General features: G+C 67.4%; 19 protein-coding genes. 13 read left to right on the forward strand and 6 right to left on the reverse strand.

The features are described 5' to 3' along the window. Positions 1-239: 239 nt before the first annotated feature. Positions 240-1163, forward strand: a complete 924-nt coding sequence (locus tag ACFFN1_RS12310; RefSeq protein WP_376841076.1) for a hypothetical protein — start codon at positions 240-242, stop codon at positions 1161-1163. Positions 1164-1255: 92 nt separating this feature from the next. Then, positions 1256-1864: a hypothetical protein gene (locus tag ACFFN1_RS12315; protein ID WP_376841077.1), complete on the forward strand. Its 609-nt coding sequence runs from the start codon at positions 1256-1258 to the stop codon at positions 1862-1864. Between the two features lie 52 nt (positions 1865-1916). On the opposite strand, the gene ACFFN1_RS12320 is transcribed toward ACFFN1_RS12315, so the two are convergent. Next, positions 1917-3248 carry an ISL3 family transposase gene (locus ACFFN1_RS12320; protein WP_376841078.1) on the reverse strand — a complete coding sequence of 444 codons (1332 nt, stop codon included), beginning with the start codon at positions 3246-3248 and terminating at the stop codon, positions 1917-1919. A 1018-nt stretch (positions 3249-4266) separates the two neighbouring features. Next, positions 4267-5637, reverse strand: coding sequence for a PTS transporter subunit EIIC (locus ACFFN1_RS12325; protein ID WP_376841079.1), 1371 nt, complete (start codon positions 5635-5637; stop codon positions 4267-4269). Between the two features lie 154 nt (positions 5638-5791). Between ACFFN1_RS12325 and ACFFN1_RS12330 the strand changes: the two genes are divergently transcribed. After that, positions 5792-6055: a PTS sugar transporter subunit IIB gene (locus ACFFN1_RS12330; RefSeq protein WP_376841080.1), complete on the forward strand. Its 264-nt coding sequence runs from the start codon at positions 5792-5794 to the stop codon at positions 6053-6055. Between the two features lie 49 nt (positions 6056-6104). Here ACFFN1_RS12330 and ptsP read toward each other — a convergent pair whose 3' ends face one another. Beyond that, entirely contained in the window at positions 6105-8144 is a 2040-nt protein-coding gene (gene ptsP, locus ACFFN1_RS12335; RefSeq protein WP_376841081.1) for a phosphoenolpyruvate--protein phosphotransferase, read from the reverse strand. A 184-nt stretch (positions 8145-8328) separates the two neighbouring features. On the opposite strand from ptsP, the gene ACFFN1_RS12340 reads away from it, so the two are divergent. From ACFFN1_RS12340 to ACFFN1_RS12370, 7 genes are read left to right on the forward strand one after another with little or no spacing between them, the layout of a single operon-like run. After that, positions 8329-9255 (forward strand): MurR/RpiR family transcriptional regulator, encoded by a 927-nt coding sequence (locus tag ACFFN1_RS12340; RefSeq protein ID WP_376841082.1) that lies wholly within the window; start codon positions 8329-8331, stop codon positions 9253-9255. Then, positions 9252-10208, forward strand: a complete 957-nt coding sequence (murQ, locus tag ACFFN1_RS12345) for an N-acetylmuramic acid 6-phosphate etherase (protein WP_376841083.1) — start codon at positions 9252-9254, stop codon at positions 10206-10208. The genes ACFFN1_RS12340 and murQ overlap by 4 nt, the downstream gene beginning before the upstream one ends. After that, positions 10205-11791 carry a PTS transporter subunit EIIC gene (locus ACFFN1_RS12350; protein WP_376841084.1) on the forward strand — a complete coding sequence of 529 codons (1587 nt, stop codon included), beginning with the start codon at positions 10205-10207 and terminating at the stop codon, positions 11789-11791. The genes murQ and ACFFN1_RS12350 overlap by 4 nt, the downstream gene beginning before the upstream one ends. Next, complete coding sequence (locus tag ACFFN1_RS12355) at positions 11788-12240, forward strand: PTS sugar transporter subunit IIA (protein WP_376841085.1); 453 nt, start codon at positions 11788-11790, stop codon at positions 12238-12240. Before ACFFN1_RS12350 ends, ACFFN1_RS12355 begins: the two co-directional genes overlap by 4 nt. Then, a complete protein-coding gene (gene nagA / locus ACFFN1_RS12360; RefSeq protein ID WP_376841086.1) occupies positions 12237-13511 on the forward strand; it encodes an N-acetylglucosamine-6-phosphate deacetylase in 1275 nt (424 codons plus the stop codon). Before ACFFN1_RS12355 ends, nagA begins: the two co-directional genes overlap by 4 nt. After that, positions 13499-14245, forward strand: a complete 747-nt coding sequence (locus tag ACFFN1_RS12365) for a glucosamine-6-phosphate deaminase (protein ID WP_376841087.1) — start codon at positions 13499-13501, stop codon at positions 14243-14245. Before nagA ends, ACFFN1_RS12365 begins: the two co-directional genes overlap by 13 nt. 23 nt (positions 14246-14268) lie before the next feature. After that, positions 14269-14922 (forward strand): HAD-IA family hydrolase, encoded by a 654-nt coding sequence (locus ACFFN1_RS12370; RefSeq protein ID WP_376841088.1) that lies wholly within the window; start codon positions 14269-14271, stop codon positions 14920-14922. A gap of 56 nt (positions 14923-14978) precedes the next feature. Here the strand turns inward: ACFFN1_RS12370 and ACFFN1_RS12375 are convergent, their stop codons facing one another. The 3 genes from ACFFN1_RS12375 to ACFFN1_RS12385 all read right to left on the reverse strand — a co-directional run bounded on the left by ACFFN1_RS12375 (position 14979) and on the right by ACFFN1_RS12385 (position 16712). Then, positions 14979-15800, reverse strand: coding sequence for a pirin family protein (locus ACFFN1_RS12375; protein ID WP_376841089.1), 822 nt, complete (start codon positions 15798-15800; stop codon positions 14979-14981). 80 nt (positions 15801-15880) lie between these two features. Next, the gene (locus tag ACFFN1_RS12380) at positions 15881-16018 is read right to left on the reverse strand and encodes a hypothetical protein (protein ID WP_376841090.1); all 138 of its coding nucleotides are present in this window, start codon (positions 16016-16018) and stop codon (positions 15881-15883) included. A gap of 154 nt (positions 16019-16172) precedes the next feature. Next, a complete protein-coding gene (locus tag ACFFN1_RS12385) occupies positions 16173-16712 on the reverse strand; it encodes a YceI family protein (protein WP_376841091.1) in 540 nt (179 codons plus the stop codon). A 332-nt stretch (positions 16713-17044) separates the two neighbouring features. Here ACFFN1_RS12385 and ACFFN1_RS12390 point away from each other — a divergent pair, with 332 nt between their 5' ends. The 3 genes from ACFFN1_RS12390 to fabG all read left to right on the forward strand — a co-directional run bounded on the left by ACFFN1_RS12390 (position 17045) and on the right by fabG (position 19036). Further along, entirely contained in the window at positions 17045-17677 is a 633-nt protein-coding gene (locus ACFFN1_RS12390; protein ID WP_376841092.1) for a fluoride efflux transporter FluC, read from the forward strand. Beyond that, positions 17674-18051: a fluoride efflux transporter FluC gene (locus ACFFN1_RS12395; protein WP_376841093.1), complete on the forward strand. Its 378-nt coding sequence runs from the start codon at positions 17674-17676 to the stop codon at positions 18049-18051. The genes ACFFN1_RS12390 and ACFFN1_RS12395 overlap by 4 nt, the downstream gene beginning before the upstream one ends. Before the next feature lie 223 nt (positions 18052-18274). Continuing rightward, the gene (fabG, locus tag ACFFN1_RS12400) at positions 18275-19036 is read left to right on the forward strand and encodes a 3-oxoacyl-ACP reductase FabG (protein WP_376841094.1); all 762 of its coding nucleotides are present in this window, start codon (positions 18275-18277) and stop codon (positions 19034-19036) included. The last annotated feature ends 266 nt before the right edge of the window (positions 19037-19302 follow it).

Below are 19302 nucleotides of genomic sequence, written 5' to 3' on the forward strand. Positions count from 1 at the left end.
GCACGCGTCGTCATCGAGCGTGCTGTGAGCGCCGACGTCTTCCGAGACGGTGGTTTCTGCGATTTCCGCCCGAAAACCCTCAACGAGGCACTGCGCCGCCGCCGGGCCCCTGACCAGTCCACGCTCAGCTGCCTGTCGAACATCGATACGAAAGTACCTTAAGTTCAGACGTGAGTCTGTGCCGCCGTAGCGCTAACTCTAGTTCCATGAGAAGGGAAACTGCTGATGAGGAGGAAATCATGGAACGGTACTTACTATTCGACACGACATGCGATACCTGTTCACGTACAGCGGAAACGGTCGAATCTATTAGCGGCGGTTGGCTCCGTGCCCGTAGTCTCCGCGATCCAGAAATAGTGGAGCTTTTGGATCGCAACATCCCGGGATGGTCTTATCGTCCGATGCTGATGGAGGTCAACGGTGCAGCGATTCGCGTCAAGGCCGGGTTGGGCATGTCGTTGGCGTTGCTTCGCGGTCTAGGTCCGAGTCGATCTCGACAGGTGCTCACTGCCGTTGCTGAGAAGCTTGCGCCCGACCCTGGAATCGGGCGTCGCTCTGTGCTTGTAGGCGCAGGCGCTCTCGGGCTGGTGGCATTGGGTATGACTGTGCGCTATTCACCGGCTATTGCCGGCGCAGGCGGCGCTGTAGTTCTGTCAGGATCTGCGCTCGCTGATGCGACCGCACGTGCTCACGCAGCTCCCGAAATAGCCGAAGCGCGGGATCTCCTGACGGCGGAACAGTATGACACTGAGCAGGAGCAGGTGGTCGCGATCTCTGATGAGGCCGGATCCACGCTCTTGATGCTCTTCTATCCGCATCGCACGAGGTCAGTATCCGACGCTGCGATAATCTCCTGTGAACTCGACGATCCGAACAGCAAGCCCATTGTCGAGAGGATTAGTGCAGATCGCAATGAGATGTTTGCTGGCGACAGACTTCAACCGGAAGCACTGACAGTCACGGCCCTCGGCGACGGTAAGATCAGGCCGCAGGGCGCGGGGCAGTACTTCACTTGTATTGCAGGTTGCGTAGGAGTAAACTGCGCAGTTAAGGCGAGTCGATGCAGATACCTTGGCCATTTAGCTGCTGTACTTGCCTGTATGGCCGCCGTCTGCGGCCCGAAGGTACGAACGTGCCACCGTGTTTGCAAGTCGAAGTGGTGACAGCTGTGACTCCTGACGGAATAGTAGGCCTCGCTCGCGCGATGCTTGATGGTGGACCCTATAGCGTTCGTGAGTTCCTCACTGGAACTCACATGGACGGTGACACTGTAATAGAGGTCTCGTCCCGCGCCGCAGCCTACGCGGATCCTCGCGCGGAACTGGTGATGAGCACTGCGACGTTCGATTTGGGTGACGACACTGTGGTTCCTCCAACGGTGAGCCTGTATGCAGATGGGCACATCTACCAGCAGGATTCGGAATCCGGGCAATGGATCGCACTCGATGTGGGTGGACTCGTGTCTACGGTTCTGCTGCCCTTGGTGATGCTCACCGGCACCACTGGTGTCATTGGCCATGGACCGCGGTATCGATGTACCGCATCACCTCGTGTGCTCACCCAGCGAGCGAAGGAGGCGCGACGACGCGCTCTCGACAAGGCGCTGAGTGCAATGAGCTACGACCTGGTCGACGATGTTGAGCTGGTCGTGGACCTCCACGAGAGTTTCATCTCTCGAGTAGAGCTGCGTGCAACGTGGATTCCTGGATCGCGAGGAGACGGAGTCATCTCAACTCGAAGCGTGATCGAGCTTGAGGGCACGCAACCTCAAGCTGTTGACATTCCCGACCCAGCGGAATTCATGGACGCGGAGATGTACTTGATGGATCAGCTTGATCCTGAGAGCTATCAACAGCGGCCCTGATGCCAAGCACTGGCCGGAAGGGGATAGCGGGCTCTTCTGACTTGAGTGTGGGTTAGAGGTTCAGGCCGCCGCCGACCAGGAGCATTCTGAGGTGATAGTTCTCGGGGCTGCGGAAGTCTCTGGCTACGCGCCGTGCGAGTTCGATCACGCCGTTGATCGCTTCGGTGCCACCGTTGTTCGCGCCGTCAGTGGTGAAGTAGCCGAGGAACGGTTCTCGCCACCGCTTGTGCGTGCGGCCCAGTCTGGCGATTTCTGGGATTGGGCAGGTTGGGAACGCGTCCAGCACCTTGATCGCGATTCGTCGACCAGCCACGGGATGGGGCTGGCGATACACCGACCGTAACTGTTGGGCACAGTGCCAGGCGACCTCGACTTCCACATGCCGCTCGTCAGCAAGGAAGGCGTTCTCGAGTCGGGCGTGCTGTCGCGGGGTGAGGTGTTCTTTACCCGCGCGCAGAAGGTTCCGGATCCGGTAGAGCGGATCGTTTTTGCGGCCGCGATGCCCGTGAATGTCTTGCTGTACCCGGCGACGAACTTCATCGACCGCGGCGGTGCCGAGTTTCACGACATGGAACGCGTCCAGCACCGCGGTCGAGTCTTCGAGTTGGTCATCGATCGCGTTCTTGTAGCCATGGAACGGATCCAGAGTCGCGACCTTGACCTGTGCCCGGAACGCTTCGCCACGATCGTGGAGCCAGGTCTTGTGCACCTTGCCTGAACGCCCCGGCGCCAAATCCAGCAGTCGGGCCCGAACCCTGCCGGTGGAATCACGGGTCAGATCGACCATGCCGGTGAACTCTTTCGGGCCTCGACCGCCGGTGCCGACCGGTCGGGTGGACACGTGATGCCAGATGTGTTCATCCACGCCCAACACGGTGACACCAGCGAACCGGGACTCGTCCTCGCTGGCGGCTTGCAGCACTGGCTTCACCGCACGCCACAACGTTTTCCACGTACACCCCAACTGGCGCGCCAGACCCTGTATCGACGCGTTCTCCGAGCGGAGTTGTTGAATCGCCCACCGAGTGGCGCGTACCGTGAGCAGTGCCCGGGCGGCTGCTACCTGCGGGTTCTGTTCCGTGAACGAGGTCACCGTGCAGTCGGGGTCAAGACAGCGCCAGCGGCGTTTGCGCCACTGCACCCGGATCGGTGCGGTGAAACAGGGCGCGTCGATCAACTCGACCGGCATCCGCCCATGCCCTTGCACCACTACCCCGCAGCCGGGACATCCCATCACCGACGGGCGGGCTGGCTCGACCACGATTCGCAGTCCGGCCTGGTGACGGTCGACCTTGACCACGTGGAGTCCGGGCAGGTCGACCAGCAGGTTGCAGTGGTGGCAGTAGTCACCTGTGGTGCGGCAGCAGACAGTAGAATCAGACATCGTCAAGGTCCTTGGAATCGATGGTTGTGGTAACCCTGATTCTCAAGGGCCTCGACGCTGCTTAGCGCACGGACACGCCCACCACGAAACCAGACCTCACCCCACACTCAAGTCAGAAGAGCCTTTAATGCACTACCGTTTCTAACTGCTGTGGCTCTAGTCTTGGCGCTTGCTGGTGCTGCATTTGCTGTTCCGGCAAATGCGAGCACGGAACGCTCGGACTCTCGCTACTGAGTCCGAAACTTTACGGATTGCTGAAAAGCTGGGTATCGGATCTGAGGTGCTGGCTGAGCAAATAGTCCAGGATCTCGGTACTAGCGCTGCTAACGAGTTGTACCAATACGTGTCTACCCATGCGATCGACGTGGACGCGAACCTCAACGAAGTTGAGAATTTGAATGGAGCGGATTTCTCAACGGCGGGATTCAAATGCGGTAAGGCTCGGACCGCTGCCTACCTATTTGGGATCTGGGGCACCGCGATCTGTGGTGCAGCTGCGGCGTCGAGTGTAGGCGCCCTCGGTGTCCCATGCACTATTCTTTTGACGATCGGCTCGAATGAACTCGATTGGAATCGCGTCTGCAAGAAGTAGGGAGTGATGTGGAGATGTCTGAGCGTAGGAATTTCGCAAAACGGTTCTTTACATCCAAGCCGGAAACAGGATGGGATTTCGTGGCGATCTGGGCATCGATAGTTGGCACTGCAGTCGTCGTCCAGCTGGTGTATCTTTTCATTAGTGACGAGCCAGGTGCTCTTGCAGCCGGGTTCATTCCGATGATTGCTGCGGCATCCGTTGTGCTTGCCATCGTGCTCGCCGTGATATTTCTTCGTCGTAGGTCAAAGAGTCGACGTTAAGAGTATCAAGTTAAAGACGGGGCTTGCGAGGCGGTTATTAACCTCGCAAGCCCCGTTCGTTACGATTCCTCTTCCGGTTTGTAACTTAGTCGGTGGCAGTTAGCGGTGCTCCATGCGCTGCTGGTCCACAGTAGCCATGTCACGCGCAGTCAGTCACGAAGGACTACTGCCTGCCCTCCTTCTGTGCGCGCTTCTTGCCGGTTGACTCAGCGGCAGCTTCCTGTGCCTCGTCGAAGACCGAGGGAGCGCCCTCACCGGCGTCGCCCTCCTCTTCACGGCCAGGCGTGTGCAGGTTGAACTTGATGATCGCCCAGCGGAACAGGAAGTAGTAGATCGCCGCGTACACCAGGCCGATGACGATGAGCAGCAGCACCTTGCCGATCCCGCCGGAGAGCTCCGCAGCCCGCCCGAGGTTGAGCAGATAGTCGATCGCACCGGCGGAGAACCCGAACCCGGATTTGATGCCGAGCGCATTCACCAGCGCCAGCGACGTGCCGGTGAGCACCGCGTGCACCGCGTAGAGCGGGAACGCGACGTAGGCGAAGGCGTACTCCAGCGGCTCGGTGATGCCGGTGACGAAAGCGGTCAGCGCCACCGAGAGCATGATGCCGCCCACGAGCTTGCGGCGCGACGGGTGCGCGGTGTGGTAGATCGCCAGCGCCGCGGCCGGCAGCGCGAACATCATGATCGGGAAGAACCCGGTCATGAACGAACCGGTCCAGTCGGCGGTCCCGTCGACACCGCTGTAGAAGCAGGTGATGTCGCCGTGCAGGGTCTCACCGGCGGAGTTCGTGCACGAGCCGAGCTGGAACCACGGCAGGTTGTTGAGCAGGTGGTGCAGGCCGAAGGGGATGAGCAGACGGTTGATGGTGCCGAAGATGAACCCGGTGGCCGGATTCGAGCCGTGCTCCATGAGGAATCCGCCCACACCCTTGTTGATGAGTGCGTCGAAGACCGGGTAGATGATCGCCATGATGACACCGGTGACCATCGCGGCCACCGCGGTGACGATCGGCACGAAGCGGCGCCCGCCGAAGAACCCGAGGTAGTCCGGCAGCTTGATCCGGTAGTAGCGCTGGTAGAGCACGGCGGCGATGATGCCGATGATGATGCCGGCGAGCACACCGTAGTTGATGACCTTCTCACCGTCCCCGCCATCGGAGCCGAAGTACGGGGCCAGGGCCTTGAAGACATTGGTGAGGACAAGGTAGCCGACCACGCCGGCCAGTGCCGTCGATCCGTCGGCCCTCTTCGCGAACCCGATCGCCACACCGACGGCGAAGATGAGCGCCAGGTTGTCGAACAGGGCGCTGCCGGCGGCAGCGAACACCTCGGCGACCGGCTGCAGCCACGACGCGTACTGCGCCAGACCGTCGGCACCGAGCATATCGGGCTGGCCGAAGCGCATGAGCAGGGCGGCAGCAGGCAGCACGGCGATCGGCAGCATGAGGGAGCGGCCGACGCGCTGCAGCTGCACGAAGCCGGGTATGCCGCGCTTCTTCTTAGTCGCGTCGGCGGTGGTGGGGGTAGACATCGCTGTCCTTCCTGATGGATGGGATGCGCGTCCTGCGGCCGGCAGGGCGCGGGGCTGAAGAGCTGTCCTCCGCTGTGGCTGCGCTCACCGGCGGTGTGCCGGCCGGCGGCCGTAGACTGGTGGACATGAGTGCCGCGGAGGCGACCGTCCCGCCATGCACACCCGAACGACAGAGGAGTCACAGATGGACAGAGCTGAGCAGATCCTCGCCGGGCTCGGCGGCGCAGACAACATTGAGGACATCGAGGCCTGCATCACGCGCCTGCGCGTCGAGATCACTGACGGCAGCCAGGTCGACGAGGCCGCACTCAAGGCCGCCGGTGCCTTCGGCGTCGTCGCGCAGGGCGAGATCGTCCAGGTCGTCGTCGGTCCCGAGGCCGACATCCTCGTCGACGACATCAAGGACCTGCTTCCCTGATCACTGTCCGTTCCCTTCTCTGAGCCGGCGCTGGAATCTCAGCGCCGGCTCATGCGTCTCCGGTGGCTGCGGCTTCGACTGCGGCGAGGGCCTCGGCGGCGGCCGGTCCGGTGGCGTGGACCTCGATCGCGTCGCCGGGATCGGCGCCGAGCGCCATCATCTCCATGACGCTGGCCCCATCGGCTGTCGCGCCGCTGCCGGCGTGCGTGATCTGGACGCTCGCGTCGAGTGCCTTGAGCGCCTTGGCGAGCACCGCGGCCGGGCGGGCGTGCAGTCCCGTCGGTGCGGTCACCTCGATCGTGCGGCGCACGTCTGTCTCTCCCGCGCCCGAGGTGGTGGGCGCCTGGGTCTCCTCCGCTCCCGAGGCGGTGGGCGGCTGGGCATCAGCCGTGCCGTCGGCAGGGGAGTCCTGGGCGGTGACGGCGGCCGTCACGACCGAGCCGCTCAGCGCTTCGGCGGCGGTCGTGCGTGCCTCGGCGAGGGTGACCTCGGCGAGTTTCGCCGCGACCCGGCCCAGCGCTGGGGCTGACATCGACAGCGAGGTGACGCCGAGGCCGGCGAGGATGACGGCCAGGTCCGGATCGGCTGCGGCCTCACCGCAGACCCCGACGGTGCGCTGCTTCCCGTCACCGGTCTGCGCATCGGCCTGTTCGGCGCCGCGGACGGTCGCGCCGATGAGGCTGAGCACGGCCGGGTGGCCAGAGGACTGCAGTCCGCCGTAATCGGGCAGCTCGCGGTCGAAGGCGAGCGTGTACTGCGTCAGGTCGTTCGTGCCGATCGAGGCGAAAGCCACCGGCGCCAGCGTCGCGGCCGCGCAGAGGGCCGCCGCCGGAGTCTCGACCATTATCCCGGCAGTCTGCAGCCCGGCTGCGGTGACGAGTTCGGCGAAGCGGGCTGCCTCGTCGGCGGTCGTGATCATCGGGGCCATGACCTTCACCTCGGCCTCGGATTCCTGGGCGGCCTGGGCGATGGCCCGCAGCTGGCGTTCGAGGACGGCCGGGGCGAAGGAGTGGGTGCGGAACCCGCGCATCCCCAGTGCCGGGTTCGGCTCACTCACCTGGGCGCCCTCGCTGCGCTGGGCTGCGGTGATGAAGGGCATCGGCTTGTCTGAACCGGCATCAAGGGTGCGGATGACAACCGGTTTGTGGGGGAAGTGGGCGAAGATCGCGGCGTACACCTCGGCCTGCTCGTCGACGCTGGGCTCATTGGCCCGGTCGAGGAAGAGGAACTCGGTGCGCAGCAGCCCGACACCCTCCGCACCGGCCTTCGCGGCTGCCTCGGCATCGGCAGCTGAGCCGATGTTGGCCAGCAGCTGCACCCGGTGACCGCAGGCCAGTTCGCCGCGGCCGGAGAACGCGGCAGCCTGCGTGCGTGCGGCCTGCCACTGCGCGGCCCGGTCCTTCTCCTCCTCACCTGGCTCGGTGCTGATGGTGCCCTCGGTTCCGTCGACGAACACCTCGGTGCCGACAGCGATCTGGGTGATGGCCGGTTCGGTGCCGACGACGGCGGGGATGCCGAGCGCGCGGGCGAGGATCGCCGAATGGGACTGCGGCCCGCCCTGCACGGTGACGAGCGCGAGGACGAGTGCGGTGTCGAGATCGGCGGTGTCGGCAGGGGAGAGGGACTCGGCGACGAGCACGAACGGCTCATCGGGAGACTCCAGGCTCCTCTCCTCGCCGCGCAGCGAGGCGATGATCCGGTCGCGGACATCGGCGACATCGGCCGCCCGCTCCCCGAGGTAGCCGCCGAGGTTCTCGAGCTTCTCGCGCAGCTGCCCGGCTGCCACCCAGGCGGCGCGCTCGGCGGTGAGGTTCTCGTCGCGGATGAGCCTGCTGGCCGATTCGGCCAGGGTAGGGTCGGAGGCCATCTGGGCGGTGGCCGAGAGGATCTCGGCAGCCTCACCCGAGGCGTTCGAGGCGGCGGTCTCCAGGGCTGCCGTCACGGCGTCGGCGGCTTCGGTGAAGCGGGTGACCTCAGCTGTGGGGTCGGATCCGGATGGCCGCGGGTCTGCCGCTGGTTCGGCGAGGCTGCGATCGACGTGGTGGACCGGCCCGAGGGCACAGCCCTCACTGGCTCCGATGCCTCGCATATGTCTGTCTCCTTCTGCTCTCGCGCCCGATTGTGCTCGCGCATCCGATGTGCGCGCCTGCTGGCTGCCCCGCTCATCCCAGCAAAGCGGAGCCCGCTGCAGCGGAAGCCGAAGCGATGGAATGAAGCTGTGACCTTTGACATAGCATAGATCAGGTGGAAAACTTCAGTCTATGCCGAATCTGATGGAGAAAAACTCCTCAAAGCGGGGGCAGGCCCAGCCACCCACCCCGGAGGCGCTGCTGGCGCGCCTGCGTTCGCTCGTGCCGACGCTGAGCCGCGGCCCGGCACAAGTCGGCCGGGCGGTGCTCGCCGACCCGCAGGCGATCGTGCCGATGACGATGCGGCAGCTGGCCGCCCACACCGAGACAAGCGACGCCTCGGTCACCCGGCTCGCCCAGGCGATCGGCTGCTCCGGCTACCGTGAGTTCCGGGCCCTGCTCGCCGCCTCGACCGCGGTGCAGACCGCAGCGGCAGGCCGGGCCGGCACCGGCCGGCTGCCCGCCGACATCGAACTCGACGACGCCCCCGCCGAGGTCGTGGCCAAGCTGCTGGCCGAAGAGCAGCAGGCGCTCGCCGACTCGGCTGCCGCCCTCGACATCGCAGCCCTGACCACCTCGGCGGAGGCGATCTGCACTGCCCGGCGTGTCGTCGTCACCGGCATCGGCGCCTCGGGCATCGTCGCCCGCGACCTGTCCGCCAAGCTCGAGCGCATCGGCATCATCAGCCAGCCGATCACCGAAGGCCACCACGCGCTCACCGCCGCTGCCGTCATGGAACCGGCCGATCTGCTCATCGTCATCAGCGCCTCCGGTGAGACCGCCGACATCCTCGAACCCCTCGACGCGGCCCGAGCTTCAGGCGTGCAGACCGTGGCGATCACCGTGCGCCCGCGCTCGCGGATCACCGCAGCCGACCACGTCCTCATCGCCGTCGCCGCCCGCGAAAGCGGGATGCGCCCGGCGGCCATGAGCTCACGGACCGGCCAGCTGTTCATCGTCGACTCACTCTTCGCCCTTGTCTACCAGCGCCGCGCCGAGCAGGCCGGCGCTGCCGTCACCACCTCCCACCAGATGCTCGCCCCGCGCCGGCGCCGAAAGGACCCCTCATGACCCACGAGACCACCCCCGCATCCCCGGCCGGCTCGACGCCGACTTCCACGACGGAGACGATCGACTCCCGGTTCGCACACATCGACACGCTTTCGACGGTCGAGCTGGCCGGAGTGATGAACAACGAAGACGCCCGCGTCGCACCATCCGTCGGCGCGCATCTGGCAGAGATCGCCCAAGCGGTCGACGGGATCACCGAGCGGATGCGCCGCGGCGGCCGGCTCATCTACGCAGGCGCCGGCACCGCCGGGCGGCTCGGCGTGCTCGATGCCTCCGAATGCCCGCCGACCTTCAGCACCGACCCGAGCCTCGTCATCGGGCTCATCGCCGGTGGCCGGGATGCGCTCATCACCGCCGTCGAAGGCGCAGAAGACGACACCGTTTTAGGCCGGGCCGACATCGCAGCCCAGGGAGTCGGGCCCGATGACGCCGTCGTCGGCATCGCCGCATCCGGTGCGACCCCGTACACGGTCGCCGCCGTCACTGCCGCCCGGGAGGCAGGCGCGTTCACCGCAGGGATCTCCTGCAACGCAGACTCCGCCCTGGGGGCTGCCGCCGAGGTGCCGATCGAGGTCGTCGTCGGCGCTGAGCTCATCGCCGGCTCCACCCGCCTCAAAGCCGGCACCGCCCAGAAGCTCGTGCTCAACATGCTCTCGACGATGACGATGATCCGCCTGGGCAAGACCTACGGCAACCTCATGGTCGACGTCGACGCCACCAACCACAAGCTCACTACCCGCGTGCACCGCATCGTCACCGAAGCCACCGGCGCCGACCACGACACCGTCACCGCCGCCGTCGAAGCAGCCGGCGGGAAGGCCAAGACCGCGATCCTCATGATCCTCGCAGGCCTAGACGCACCCGCAGCCGAAGACGCACTCGCCGCAGCCGGCGGCGTCCTGCGTGAAGCCCTCACCACCCACACCCCGACACCCCCGAAGGAGCAGTCATGACCGCATCCCCGCAGACCATCGCTCAGGAGGTGCTCGCAGCCCTCGGCGGTGTCGGCAATGTCGACTCCGTCGAGAACTGCATCACCCGCCTGCGCCTGCCCGTTCGCGACCAGGACCGCGTCGACACGGCCGGCCTCAAGGCCATCGACGGGGTCCTCGGCGTCGTCGAGGACCAGACGATGCAGGTGATCCTCGGACCCGGCCTCGTCGACGAAGTCGCCGATGAGATCGAGCGGACCCTCGCCTCGGGACCGGCAGACGATCAGGCGACCGGAACCTCGGGAACGGACACCTCGGGAACGGACACCTCGGGAACGGGCGCCGCAGCCGGAAGCACGGCCGCCAGCGCTGGCGCGGCTGCCGGAACCGCGGCAACCGAGTCTGACACGGCCGGGCGGCTGCAACAGCGCGGCTCGGAGATGAAGGCCGCGCAGAAGGAGCGCAACCGCACCCCGGTCAAGGCGTTCCTGCGCCGGGTGGCCAACATCTTCCTGCCGCTCATCCCTGCGCTCATCGCCTGCGGAATCATCGCCGGATTCAACGGCCTGCTCACCAACCTCGTGCAGAACGGCACCTGGACGTGGGCGGCCGGGCTCACCCCGATCCTCACGGCGATCGCGAGCAGCTTCATGAGCCTCATCGCTGTGTTCGTCGGCATGAACGCGGCCAAGGAGTTCGGCGGCACCCCGGTCATCGGCGGTGCGGTCGCGGCCATCATCCCCTTCGCCGGGGTCGCCGATGTGCAGATCTTCGGCACCGAGCTCGCACCCGGCCAGGGCGGGGTCATCGGCGCGCTGCTGGCCGCTGTGCTCGCCGCCTACGTCGAACGCTGGACCCGCACGTGGGCGCCGCGCTCGCTCAGCATGCTCATCGTGCCGACCTTCACCGTCCTCGTCGTCGGCGTGCTCACGCTGTTCCCGCTCATGACGGTCTCCGGCTGGATCGCCGACGGCATCGGCGTGCTCGCCAATCAGCTGCTGCAGGTCGGCGGCGGCATCGCCGGGTTCGTCCTCGCCGGCCTGTTCCTGCCGCTCGTGATGTTCGGCCTGCACCAGGCGCTCATCCCCATCCACGCCACCCTCATCGAACAGGCCGGATTCACCGTGCTGCTGCCGATCCTCGCGATGGCCGGCGGCGGGCAGGTGGGTGCGGCCGTCGCCGTGTTCCTCAAGGTCAAGGACGCCAGCATCCGCCGGACCATCAAGTCCGCGCTGCCGGCCGGTGTGCTCGGTGTCGGTGAGCCGCTCATCTACGGCGTCACCCTGCCGCTGGGCCGCCCGTTCATCACCGCCTGCGTCGGCGGTGCCTTCGGCGGAGCGTTCATCGGCCTGTTCAACCAGCTGGGCACGAGCGTCGGCTCCACTGCGATCGGCCCGAGCGGCTGGGCGCTGTTCCCGCTCACCACCGGCAACCAGGGGATCGGGCCGGCCGTGGCGATCTACGGATTCGGTCTGCTCGTGTCCTATGTGGCAGGCTTTCTGGCAACATACTTCTTCGGGTTCTCCAAGCAGAGCCTGGCAGAGCTCAACCGGCCCGAGGCTGAGCATCCCGTCACCGACTCAGAGCAGGGAGCAGCGCTATGACCACACCCATCACCGCCCCGATCGCCGGCACCGTCATCCCGCTGTCGGAGGTCCCCGATCCGGTGTTCGCTGAGGAGATCGTCGGCCTCGGTGCGGCCATCGACCCCGGTGACGCGGCGACGCTGATCGCAGTCGCCCCGGTCGCCGGGACGCTCACGAGCCTCAAGCCGCATGCCTTCGTCGTCTCCACCTCTGACGGCCGCGGCGTGCTCGTCCACCTCGGCATCGACACCGTCGAACTCTCCGGTGCCGGATTCGAACTCCATGCCGAGGCCGGCAGCATCGTCACCGCCGGGCAGAACCTCATCACCTGGGACACCGCCCCGGCACGCGAGGCCGGCAAGTCGCTCGTCGTCCCGGTCATCGTGCTCGAAGCCGAGGCCGGCGACCTCAAGGTCACCCCCGCCGTCGAGGTGGCCGCAGGCGACGGCCTCATCGAACTCGCATGAGCGAAGCCGCCGACCAGCAGGCCAGCACGCAGCCGGGTGCGGGCACGCTGCTCATCCACGATGTCCGCATCGTCGACGCCGAGACCGACATCGCCCGCGGCTGGCTGCTCGCCGATGCCAGCGGGATCCTCCGCCTCGGCGAGGGCCCCGCGCCCGAGGTGCCGGTTGGCTGCCAGCGGGTGTGCGGCGGTGGGCGGCTGCTCACCCCGGGGCTCATCGACATGCACAGCCACGGCGGAGGCGGCGGGTCGTTCAGCGGTGGGCCGGCTGAGATCGCCACGGCCCTGGCCGCCACCGCCGCCCACGGTGTGACCCGCTCGATGCTCAGCCTCGTCACGAGCTCGGCCGAGACGATTGTGTCCGAGCTTCAGGAGATCGCAGCGCTGGCAGAGGCCGACAGCGCGGCCGGTGCGGGCACCGGCGGTCCGGGCGCCGGCGAGGGTACCGCCGCCGGGAAGGTGAGCGGCGCCGGGATCCTCGGCGTGCACCTTGAAGGCCCCTTCATCAGCCCTGAGAAGGCCGGCGCCCACGATTCGGAGCTCATGCAGCACCCCACTCCGGAGCTCATCGACCGCTTCGCCGACGCCGGGGCCGGCTGGCTGCGCTGTTTCACCATCGCGCCCGAGCTGCCCGGCGCTCTCGACTCGATCTCCCATGCCGTCGAGCGCGGGATCCGCATGGCCGTCGGCCACACCACCGCCGACTACGCCACTACCCGGGAGGCCTTCGACGCCGGTGCGACGATCCTTACGCATGCCTTCAACGCGATGCCCGGCATCCACCACCGGGCACCGGGGCCCATCATCGCCGCGCTCGAGGACGAGCGGGTGTGCGTCGAGCTCATCCTCGACGGCATGCACGTCCTCGGGCCGGTCGCCGCGCAGCTGTGGCGCAGCTGCCCGGGCCGGCTGGCCCTCATCACCGATGCGATGTCCGCCGCCGGCTTCCGCGACGGCGAGTACGTGCTCGGCGCGCTGCCGGTGACGGTCACGGACGGCCTCGCGACCCTCACCGGTACCCAGACGATCGCCGGTTCGACGCTGACGCTCGACGCCGCCGTGCGCCGCGCCCTGACCCTGGGCATCGGGCTGCAGGAAGCAGTCGCAGCCGCCACCTCGGTCCCGGCAGCTGGCGTGGGAATCAGCGCACGACACGGCTCATGTGCACCGGGTCAGGCAGCTGACTTCGTACTATGGGACGACGACATGCACGTGAGCGGCGTCTGGAGAGACGCCTGCGAAATCAGGAGAGAAACAGAATGCGCATCGTGACCGGCGACGAGATCCCAGATCTCATCTCCCAGGCAGCAGACCAAGTCGAGCAGCTCGTGCGCGCCAACCCGCAGGCGGTCATCGGGATCGCCACCGGATCGAGCCCGGAGCCGCTCTACGTGGAGCTGACCAGGCGTGCGCAGGCAGGGCTCGACCTGTCCCAGCTGCGGATCACCTGCCTCGATGAGTACATCGGGCTGCCGGCCGAACACGTCCAGAGCTACCGGCACTACATCACCGAGCAGATCCTCACGCCCTGGAACATCGACCCGGCCCACGCGGTGCTGCCCGAAGGCGACGCCGCCGACCCGGATGCCGCCGCTGCCGCCTTTGAGGAGGGCATCGGGGGACTCGGCGGGATCGACCTGCAGATCCTGGGCATCGGGCCCAATGGCCACATCGCCTTCAACGAGCCCGGCTCGCCCTTTGACTCCCGCACCCGCGTCGTCGACCTGACCGCCGACACCCGCGAGGCGAACTCCCGGTTCTTCGACTCCATCGACGAGGTGCCGCGCCAGGCGCTCACCCAGGGGATCGGCACGATCCTCGAATCGCGCTCTGCCATCATGCTCGCCTTCGGCGAGGCCAAAGCCGAGGCGGTCGCGGCGATGATCGATGGTCCCGTTGACGAGAACGTGCCCGCCAGCGCCCTGCAGCGGCACCCCGCGCTCGAGGTGTTCCTCGACGCGGCAGCTGCCTCCCGCCTCGGGAACGGTGGACTGCGGCCCAGCTGAACTGAGGCGGCCGAGAGGAGACGATGCACATGCAGCTGACCTGTCAGGCGATTCTGTTCGACATCGACGGCACCCTGGTCGACTCGACTTCGGCGATCGAGCGGATCTGGCGCACCTGGGCCGATGAGTACGGCCTCCGCGCCGACGAGATCCTCGCCACGAGTCACGGCCGGCGCAGCGAAGAGGTGCTGCGCGAGCACCTGCCGGCCGGGCAGATCCCGGCTGCGCACGCCCGCCTGTTAGAGATCGAACGCAGCGCTGCCGGCGAGACCCGCGCGCTGCCCGGCACCTGCGAGCTGCTCGGCCAGCTGCTGGACGGGACCTGGGCGACTGTGACCTCGGGGAAGCGGGCGGTGATGGAGTCCCGGCTGCATGTCGCCGGCCTGCCCGTTCCCGAGGTGTTCGTCGCCGCCGACGACGTGACCGTCGGCAAGCCCGACCCCGAGGGGTACCTCGCCGCGGCTCGTGCGCTCGGTGTCGACCCGCGTGCGTGTCTCGTGATCGAAGACGCCCCGGCCGGGGTCCGCGCGGGTCTGGCCGCCGGCGCCCACGTGCTGGCCGTCGGAACCTCGCACCCGCTCAGCGCACTCGGCGAAGCGCATGCCTGTGTTCCGGACCTCACGGCGTGCTCCATGACCGTCGGTGACGCCGGGATCACGGTCGAGATTCGCAGCTGAGCTGGGTCGGCTGAGCCAGGTCGGCTGAGCCGCCGAACTCAGGTGCGCGGGCGCAGTCAGGCGTTGGGCAGGCGCGGGGCCGGCAGCGCCTCAGGTGTGCCTGCCGGGAACGGCCCGAAATCCATCTCCGCAGCCTCGGCCGGCATGACGAACTCCGCCTCGACGTCCTCAGCGGAGCCGTTGCCGCCCTCAGCTGCGCGGCCGATCTCCGCCTGCCAGGCCTTGCGGAAGGCGACGATCTCGTCGTGGCTGCGGGCGACGAAGTTCCACCACATGACGATCTGCTCCTCCAGCGGTGCGCCGCCGATGAGCACGGCGCGGACGTCCTCGTTCCCGGTAGCAGCGATGCTCAGGGTGCGGCATCCCGGTGCCACATAGGTCAGCTCGCGGGCAGCGACTGCGGTGCCGCCCGCCTCGGGCGAGGTGGTGGTGCCCACGCGTGCCTGACCGGAGTCGACGAGCACGCCCAGCTCATAGTCGTCCGGCACGTCGAGAGTCACCTGCTGACCCGTCTCCACCTGCACCTGCGCGGCCAGCACCGACACACAGGTGTCAACCGGTGAACGCATGCCGGCGCACGCTCCCAGGTAGGTCCACACCCGACCGCCGGGCACCGTCTGGCTGTCAGCGACGTGATGCTGTGAGCCCGGCTGACCGAAGCGCAGCGCATCCGGCAGCGCATACCACAGCTGCACGCCGTGCAGCACGCGCGAGGCCGGCTGCGAGAACTCCGAATGGGAGACCCCAGAACCGGCGATCATGAGGTTGACCTCGGCCGGCTTGATGGTGTTGGAGAAGCCCGTGGAATCGATGTGGTCGATCTTCCCGGCGAAGAGGAGGGTGACGGTCGCCAGCCCGGTGTGCGGTTGGCGCGGCACCTCCATCCCGCGGTGGCGGTGACATTATCGGGATCGAAGTGATCGACAAAGCACCACGGCCCGATGATGGAGCGTCGGCGCTACGGGAGCGTGCGATGGACGGTCATCGCGCGCGGGCCGCCCAACGGCACCTCGCGGGCGGTGAGGATCTCAACCGCAGCCATCGCCTCGGCGGCGGTGCAGACCTGTTCTGACGGGTGGCGTTCTGTGTTGCTCATGCTGGTCCTCTCGTGGGCATCAGTCTAGGAGACGACTGCGGCCCCGGAACAGAGGTGTTCCGGGGCCGCAGGGCACGATGTGCGGGGCTCGGCCGGTGGGGCTTGGCCCCGTTGTGGGCAGGTGCGCGGCTCGGTCCGCGGAGGGCCGGCCGGATCAGTCGGCGGCGAGGACGAACGCTGCGTCGACGGTGATGGTGACGGTGTCGCTCACGAGCACACCGCCGGTCTCCAGGGCAGCGTTCCAGGTGATGCCGAACTCCTTGCGGGAGATCTTGGTGGTGGCTTCGAAGCCTGCGCGGGTGGCGCCGAACGGATCGACAGCCGCGCCGCCGAACTCGACATCGAAGGTCACCGGGCGCGTGGTGCCCTTGATCGTCAGGTCGCCGGTGAGCTTGAAATCCGCGCCATCGCCTTCGATGCCGGTGGCGACGAAGCTGAGGTTCGGGTGGTTCTCCGAGTCGAAGAAGTCAGGGCCGACGACGTGGGCGTCGCGGGTGGCATCGCCGGAGTCGAAGGAAGCGGCCTTGGCGCTGGCCTCGACGCGGGAATCGGCGAAGGTCTCGGCTGCGGTCAGACGGCCTTCGACGTCGGTGAACACGCCGCGGACCTTGCTGATGCCGGCGTGGCGGACGGTGAAGCCGACGCGGCTGTGGGCGTTGTCGAGGTTCCAGGTTCCGGGGGTCAGGGTGGTCATGATGCTCCTTTGATGGGATCGGAAACTCTCGGCGGCACGGGGTTGCCGGCGGTGGCTGGTTGCCGGCGGCGCAGGAACTCTGTGCCGCAGACTTTCGGTGCCGCAGGAACTGCCGGTGAGAACCCGGCGCCGACCGAACACACTCCTACGGTAGGCCCAATGTAGTTTAACATTCAACTAAATCTCATGTGTGATGTGTCACATGTGGTCTGTTGGTGTCTCGGATACGCTGAGGCGGTCGCACGCCATCGCGCATCGCTCCTGAGCCGAGTGGGGTGAAGGTGGTGCGGAACAGACCTGAGACGAGGGGAGGAGCCGCGATGGGGAGCCGGATGCACACGCTGCAGCTGCTCCTTGCGGTCTTCATCGGCACGGCCGTCGGCAGTCTCGCCCGCTGGGGTATCGGCGAGTGGATTCCCGCCGGCGACGGCAGGGTGGCCGTGCTGATCGTGAATCTGCTCGGCAGCTTCCTCCTAGGGCTGCTGCTGGAATCGCTGCAGCTGCGTCAGGGGTATGCGGCGGACCGGCGGCTGCAGCTGCTGCAGCGCGGCCTCGGGACTGGGGTGCTCGGCGGGTTCACCACCTACAGTGCCTTCACCGTCGATGCCGTGGCCCCGCTCATCGCCGGAGCGGCTGAGGGGATGGGTGCTTCTGCGTCGGGAGCCTCCGGGGTCGGCGGCGTCCTCGGAAGGGCCGCCGGGGCGCTCGGCTGGGGCCTCGGCAGTGTGCTGGCCACCCTCATCGGCGGCGTGCTCGCCGCCGCATTCGGCATTGCAAGTGCCCGCCGCCTCGGGCCCGGGGAACCCGTGCGGGACGATAGCTGGCAGGGTGAGGGGACGCAGGGTGCGCCGGGCGATGGTACGCAGGCTGCGCAGGGCGAGGAGGCGCAGGGTGCGCCGGGCGCGTCTGAGTGGGGGAGGCGGGATGCGCAAGGCGAGACTGAGCGGGCGAGGCGGGAGCTGTGACCGCGCTGCTGTTCGCGCTCGCCGCCGGCTGCGGGGGAGTGCTCCGCTACGCGCTCGACCTCGCCCTCACTCGGCTGCGGCTGGCCCGCGTGTCCTTGGCCACCGCCGTCATCAACACCTCGGGCTCGTTCCTCCTCGGTCTGCTCACCGGGCTCGCCTTCGCCGCCGCCGAGGCGTCCCGCCCCGACTGGCTGCTCGTCGCCGGCACGGGCTTCCTTGGTGGGTACACGACCCTGAGCACGGCCAGCGTCGAGACCGCGCGGCTGCTGCGCGCCGGTCGTGTGCGCGCCGGGATCGTCTACGGCTGCGGGATGCTGCTGGCGGCGGCGCTCGGAGTGCTCCTCGGCCTCATCGGTGGCCAGGGCATGCGCTGAGTCCCAGTGTGGCGCGGCCGCGCGCGTTGCTGGGTGGGGCGGTGCCGGGACTGGTGTCCCGCCTCGGGAGGGGAGCGGCGTTGGGACTGGCGGCTCGCCTCGGGAGGGGAGCGGCGCTGGGACTGGTGGCCCGCCTCGAGAGGGGAAGGCGTCTCGGCGGCGGGAGGGGTCTCGATAGACTGAAGGCGCCGACACACCCCACTCGAAAGGCGGCTCGCACATCATGGCAGGACTGCTCGAAGGACGCACAGCACTCGTCACCGGAGGCACGCTGGGCATCGGTCGCGGCATCGCCGACACCCTCGCAGAACACGGCGCCACCGTCGCCGTCACCGGCGTGACCGAAGACGAAGTCAACACCGCTCGCGAGGAGGGTCTCAGTGCCTACCTCCTCGACGTCCGCTCCCGCGACAACTGCGAAGAGGTCATCGCAGCCGTCGTCGCCGACCTCGGCGGACTCGATCTGCTCTCCTCCAACGCCGGCGTCTACCCGCAGGCGCGCATCGACGAGATGACCGATGAGGATATCGAGTCGATCTTCGCGATCAACACCTTCGGCACCATCCACATCGTGCAGGCTGCGCTGCCGGCGCTGCGCAAGTCGAAGGCCGGCCGCGTCGTCGTCACCTCCTCGATCACTGGCAACTACACCGGCTTTCCGGCCTGGTCGCACTACGGTGCGACGAAGGCCGCGCAGATGGGCTTTGTCCGCTCAGCGGCGATCGAGCTGGCCAAGGACGGTATCACCGTCAATGCCGTGCTGCCCGGCAACGTTATGACCCCGGGGCTCAAGGATATGGGCGAGGGCTACCTCAAGCAGATGGCCGCCGCCGTGCCGCTCGGCTACCTCGGCGACCCCGCCGATATCGGCCACACCGTCGCCTTCCTCGGCTCCGATGGCGCCCGCTACATCACCGGCCAGGGCATCGTCGTCGACGGTGGCCAGATCCTCCCCGAAAGCCCCGAGGCGCTCGCCGAGGCGTGAGGCGCTGGGCCGGGGGTGGCTGGGTTCCCCTGGGGTGGCCGTGGCTGGGTTCCCCTGAGGTAGCAGCTGGCTTCCCCTGATTGCGTTCGCGCTCTGATCGTGACCGCCTCCTGTTCGTGACCGGCCTCGTCGTTTCGACGGGGCCGGTTGCGTTTATTTAGCCTTGATCCACCGATCTGCTTGATGTCCGGGGGTTCACTCGGATTCGAGCGCGGACGCGATGAGTGGGCAGGAGGTAGTGTCCCGGCCTTTCACCGGTCTCTTCC

The organism is Brevibacterium otitidis (assembly GCF_042429315.1).
Classification (GTDB): Bacteria; Actinomycetota; Actinomycetes; order Actinomycetales; family Brevibacteriaceae; genus Brevibacterium; species Brevibacterium otitidis.

Excerpts from the sequence above, each read along its gene's own strand:
- ACFFN1_RS12310 (WP_376841076.1), top strand. The coding sequence starts at position 240 with ATGGAACGGTACTTACTATTCGACACGACATGCGATACCTGTTCACGT.
- ACFFN1_RS12315 (WP_376841077.1), top strand. The coding sequence starts at position 1,256 with ATGGACGGTGACACTGTAATAGAGGTCTCGTCCCGCGCCGCAGCCTAC.
- ACFFN1_RS12320 (WP_376841078.1), bottom strand. The coding sequence starts at position 3,248 with ATGTCTGATTCTACTGTCTGCTGCCGCACCACAGGTGACTACTGCCAC.
- ACFFN1_RS12325 (WP_376841079.1), bottom strand. The coding sequence starts at position 5,637 with ATGTCTACCCCCACCACCGCCGACGCGACTAAGAAGAAGCGCGGCATA.
- ACFFN1_RS12330 (WP_376841080.1), top strand. The coding sequence starts at position 5,792 with ATGCACACCCGAACGACAGAGGAGTCACAGATGGACAGAGCTGAGCAG.
- ptsP (WP_376841081.1), bottom strand. The coding sequence starts at position 8,144 with ATGCGAGGCATCGGAGCCAGTGAGGGCTGTGCCCTCGGGCCGGTCCAC.
- ACFFN1_RS12340 (WP_376841082.1), top strand. The coding sequence starts at position 8,329 with ATGGAGAAAAACTCCTCAAAGCGGGGGCAGGCCCAGCCACCCACCCCG.
- murQ (WP_376841083.1), top strand. The coding sequence starts at position 9,252 with ATGACCCACGAGACCACCCCCGCATCCCCGGCCGGCTCGACGCCGACT.
- ACFFN1_RS12350 (WP_376841084.1), top strand. The coding sequence starts at position 10,205 with ATGACCGCATCCCCGCAGACCATCGCTCAGGAGGTGCTCGCAGCCCTC.
- ACFFN1_RS12355 (WP_376841085.1), top strand. The coding sequence starts at position 11,788 with ATGACCACACCCATCACCGCCCCGATCGCCGGCACCGTCATCCCGCTG.
- nagA (WP_376841086.1), top strand. The coding sequence starts at position 12,237 with ATGAGCGAAGCCGCCGACCAGCAGGCCAGCACGCAGCCGGGTGCGGGC.
- ACFFN1_RS12365 (WP_376841087.1), top strand. The coding sequence starts at position 13,499 with ATGCGCATCGTGACCGGCGACGAGATCCCAGATCTCATCTCCCAGGCA.
- ACFFN1_RS12370 (WP_376841088.1), top strand. The coding sequence starts at position 14,269 with ATGCACATGCAGCTGACCTGTCAGGCGATTCTGTTCGACATCGACGGC.
- ACFFN1_RS12380 (WP_376841090.1), bottom strand. The coding sequence starts at position 16,018 with ATGAGCAACACAGAACGCCACCCGTCAGAACAGGTCTGCACCGCCGCC.
- ACFFN1_RS12385 (WP_376841091.1), bottom strand. The coding sequence starts at position 16,712 with ATGACCACCCTGACCCCCGGAACCTGGAACCTCGACAACGCCCACAGC.
- ACFFN1_RS12390 (WP_376841092.1), top strand. The coding sequence starts at position 17,045 with ATGCACACGCTGCAGCTGCTCCTTGCGGTCTTCATCGGCACGGCCGTC.
- fabG (WP_376841094.1), top strand. The coding sequence starts at position 18,275 with ATGGCAGGACTGCTCGAAGGACGCACAGCACTCGTCACCGGAGGCACG.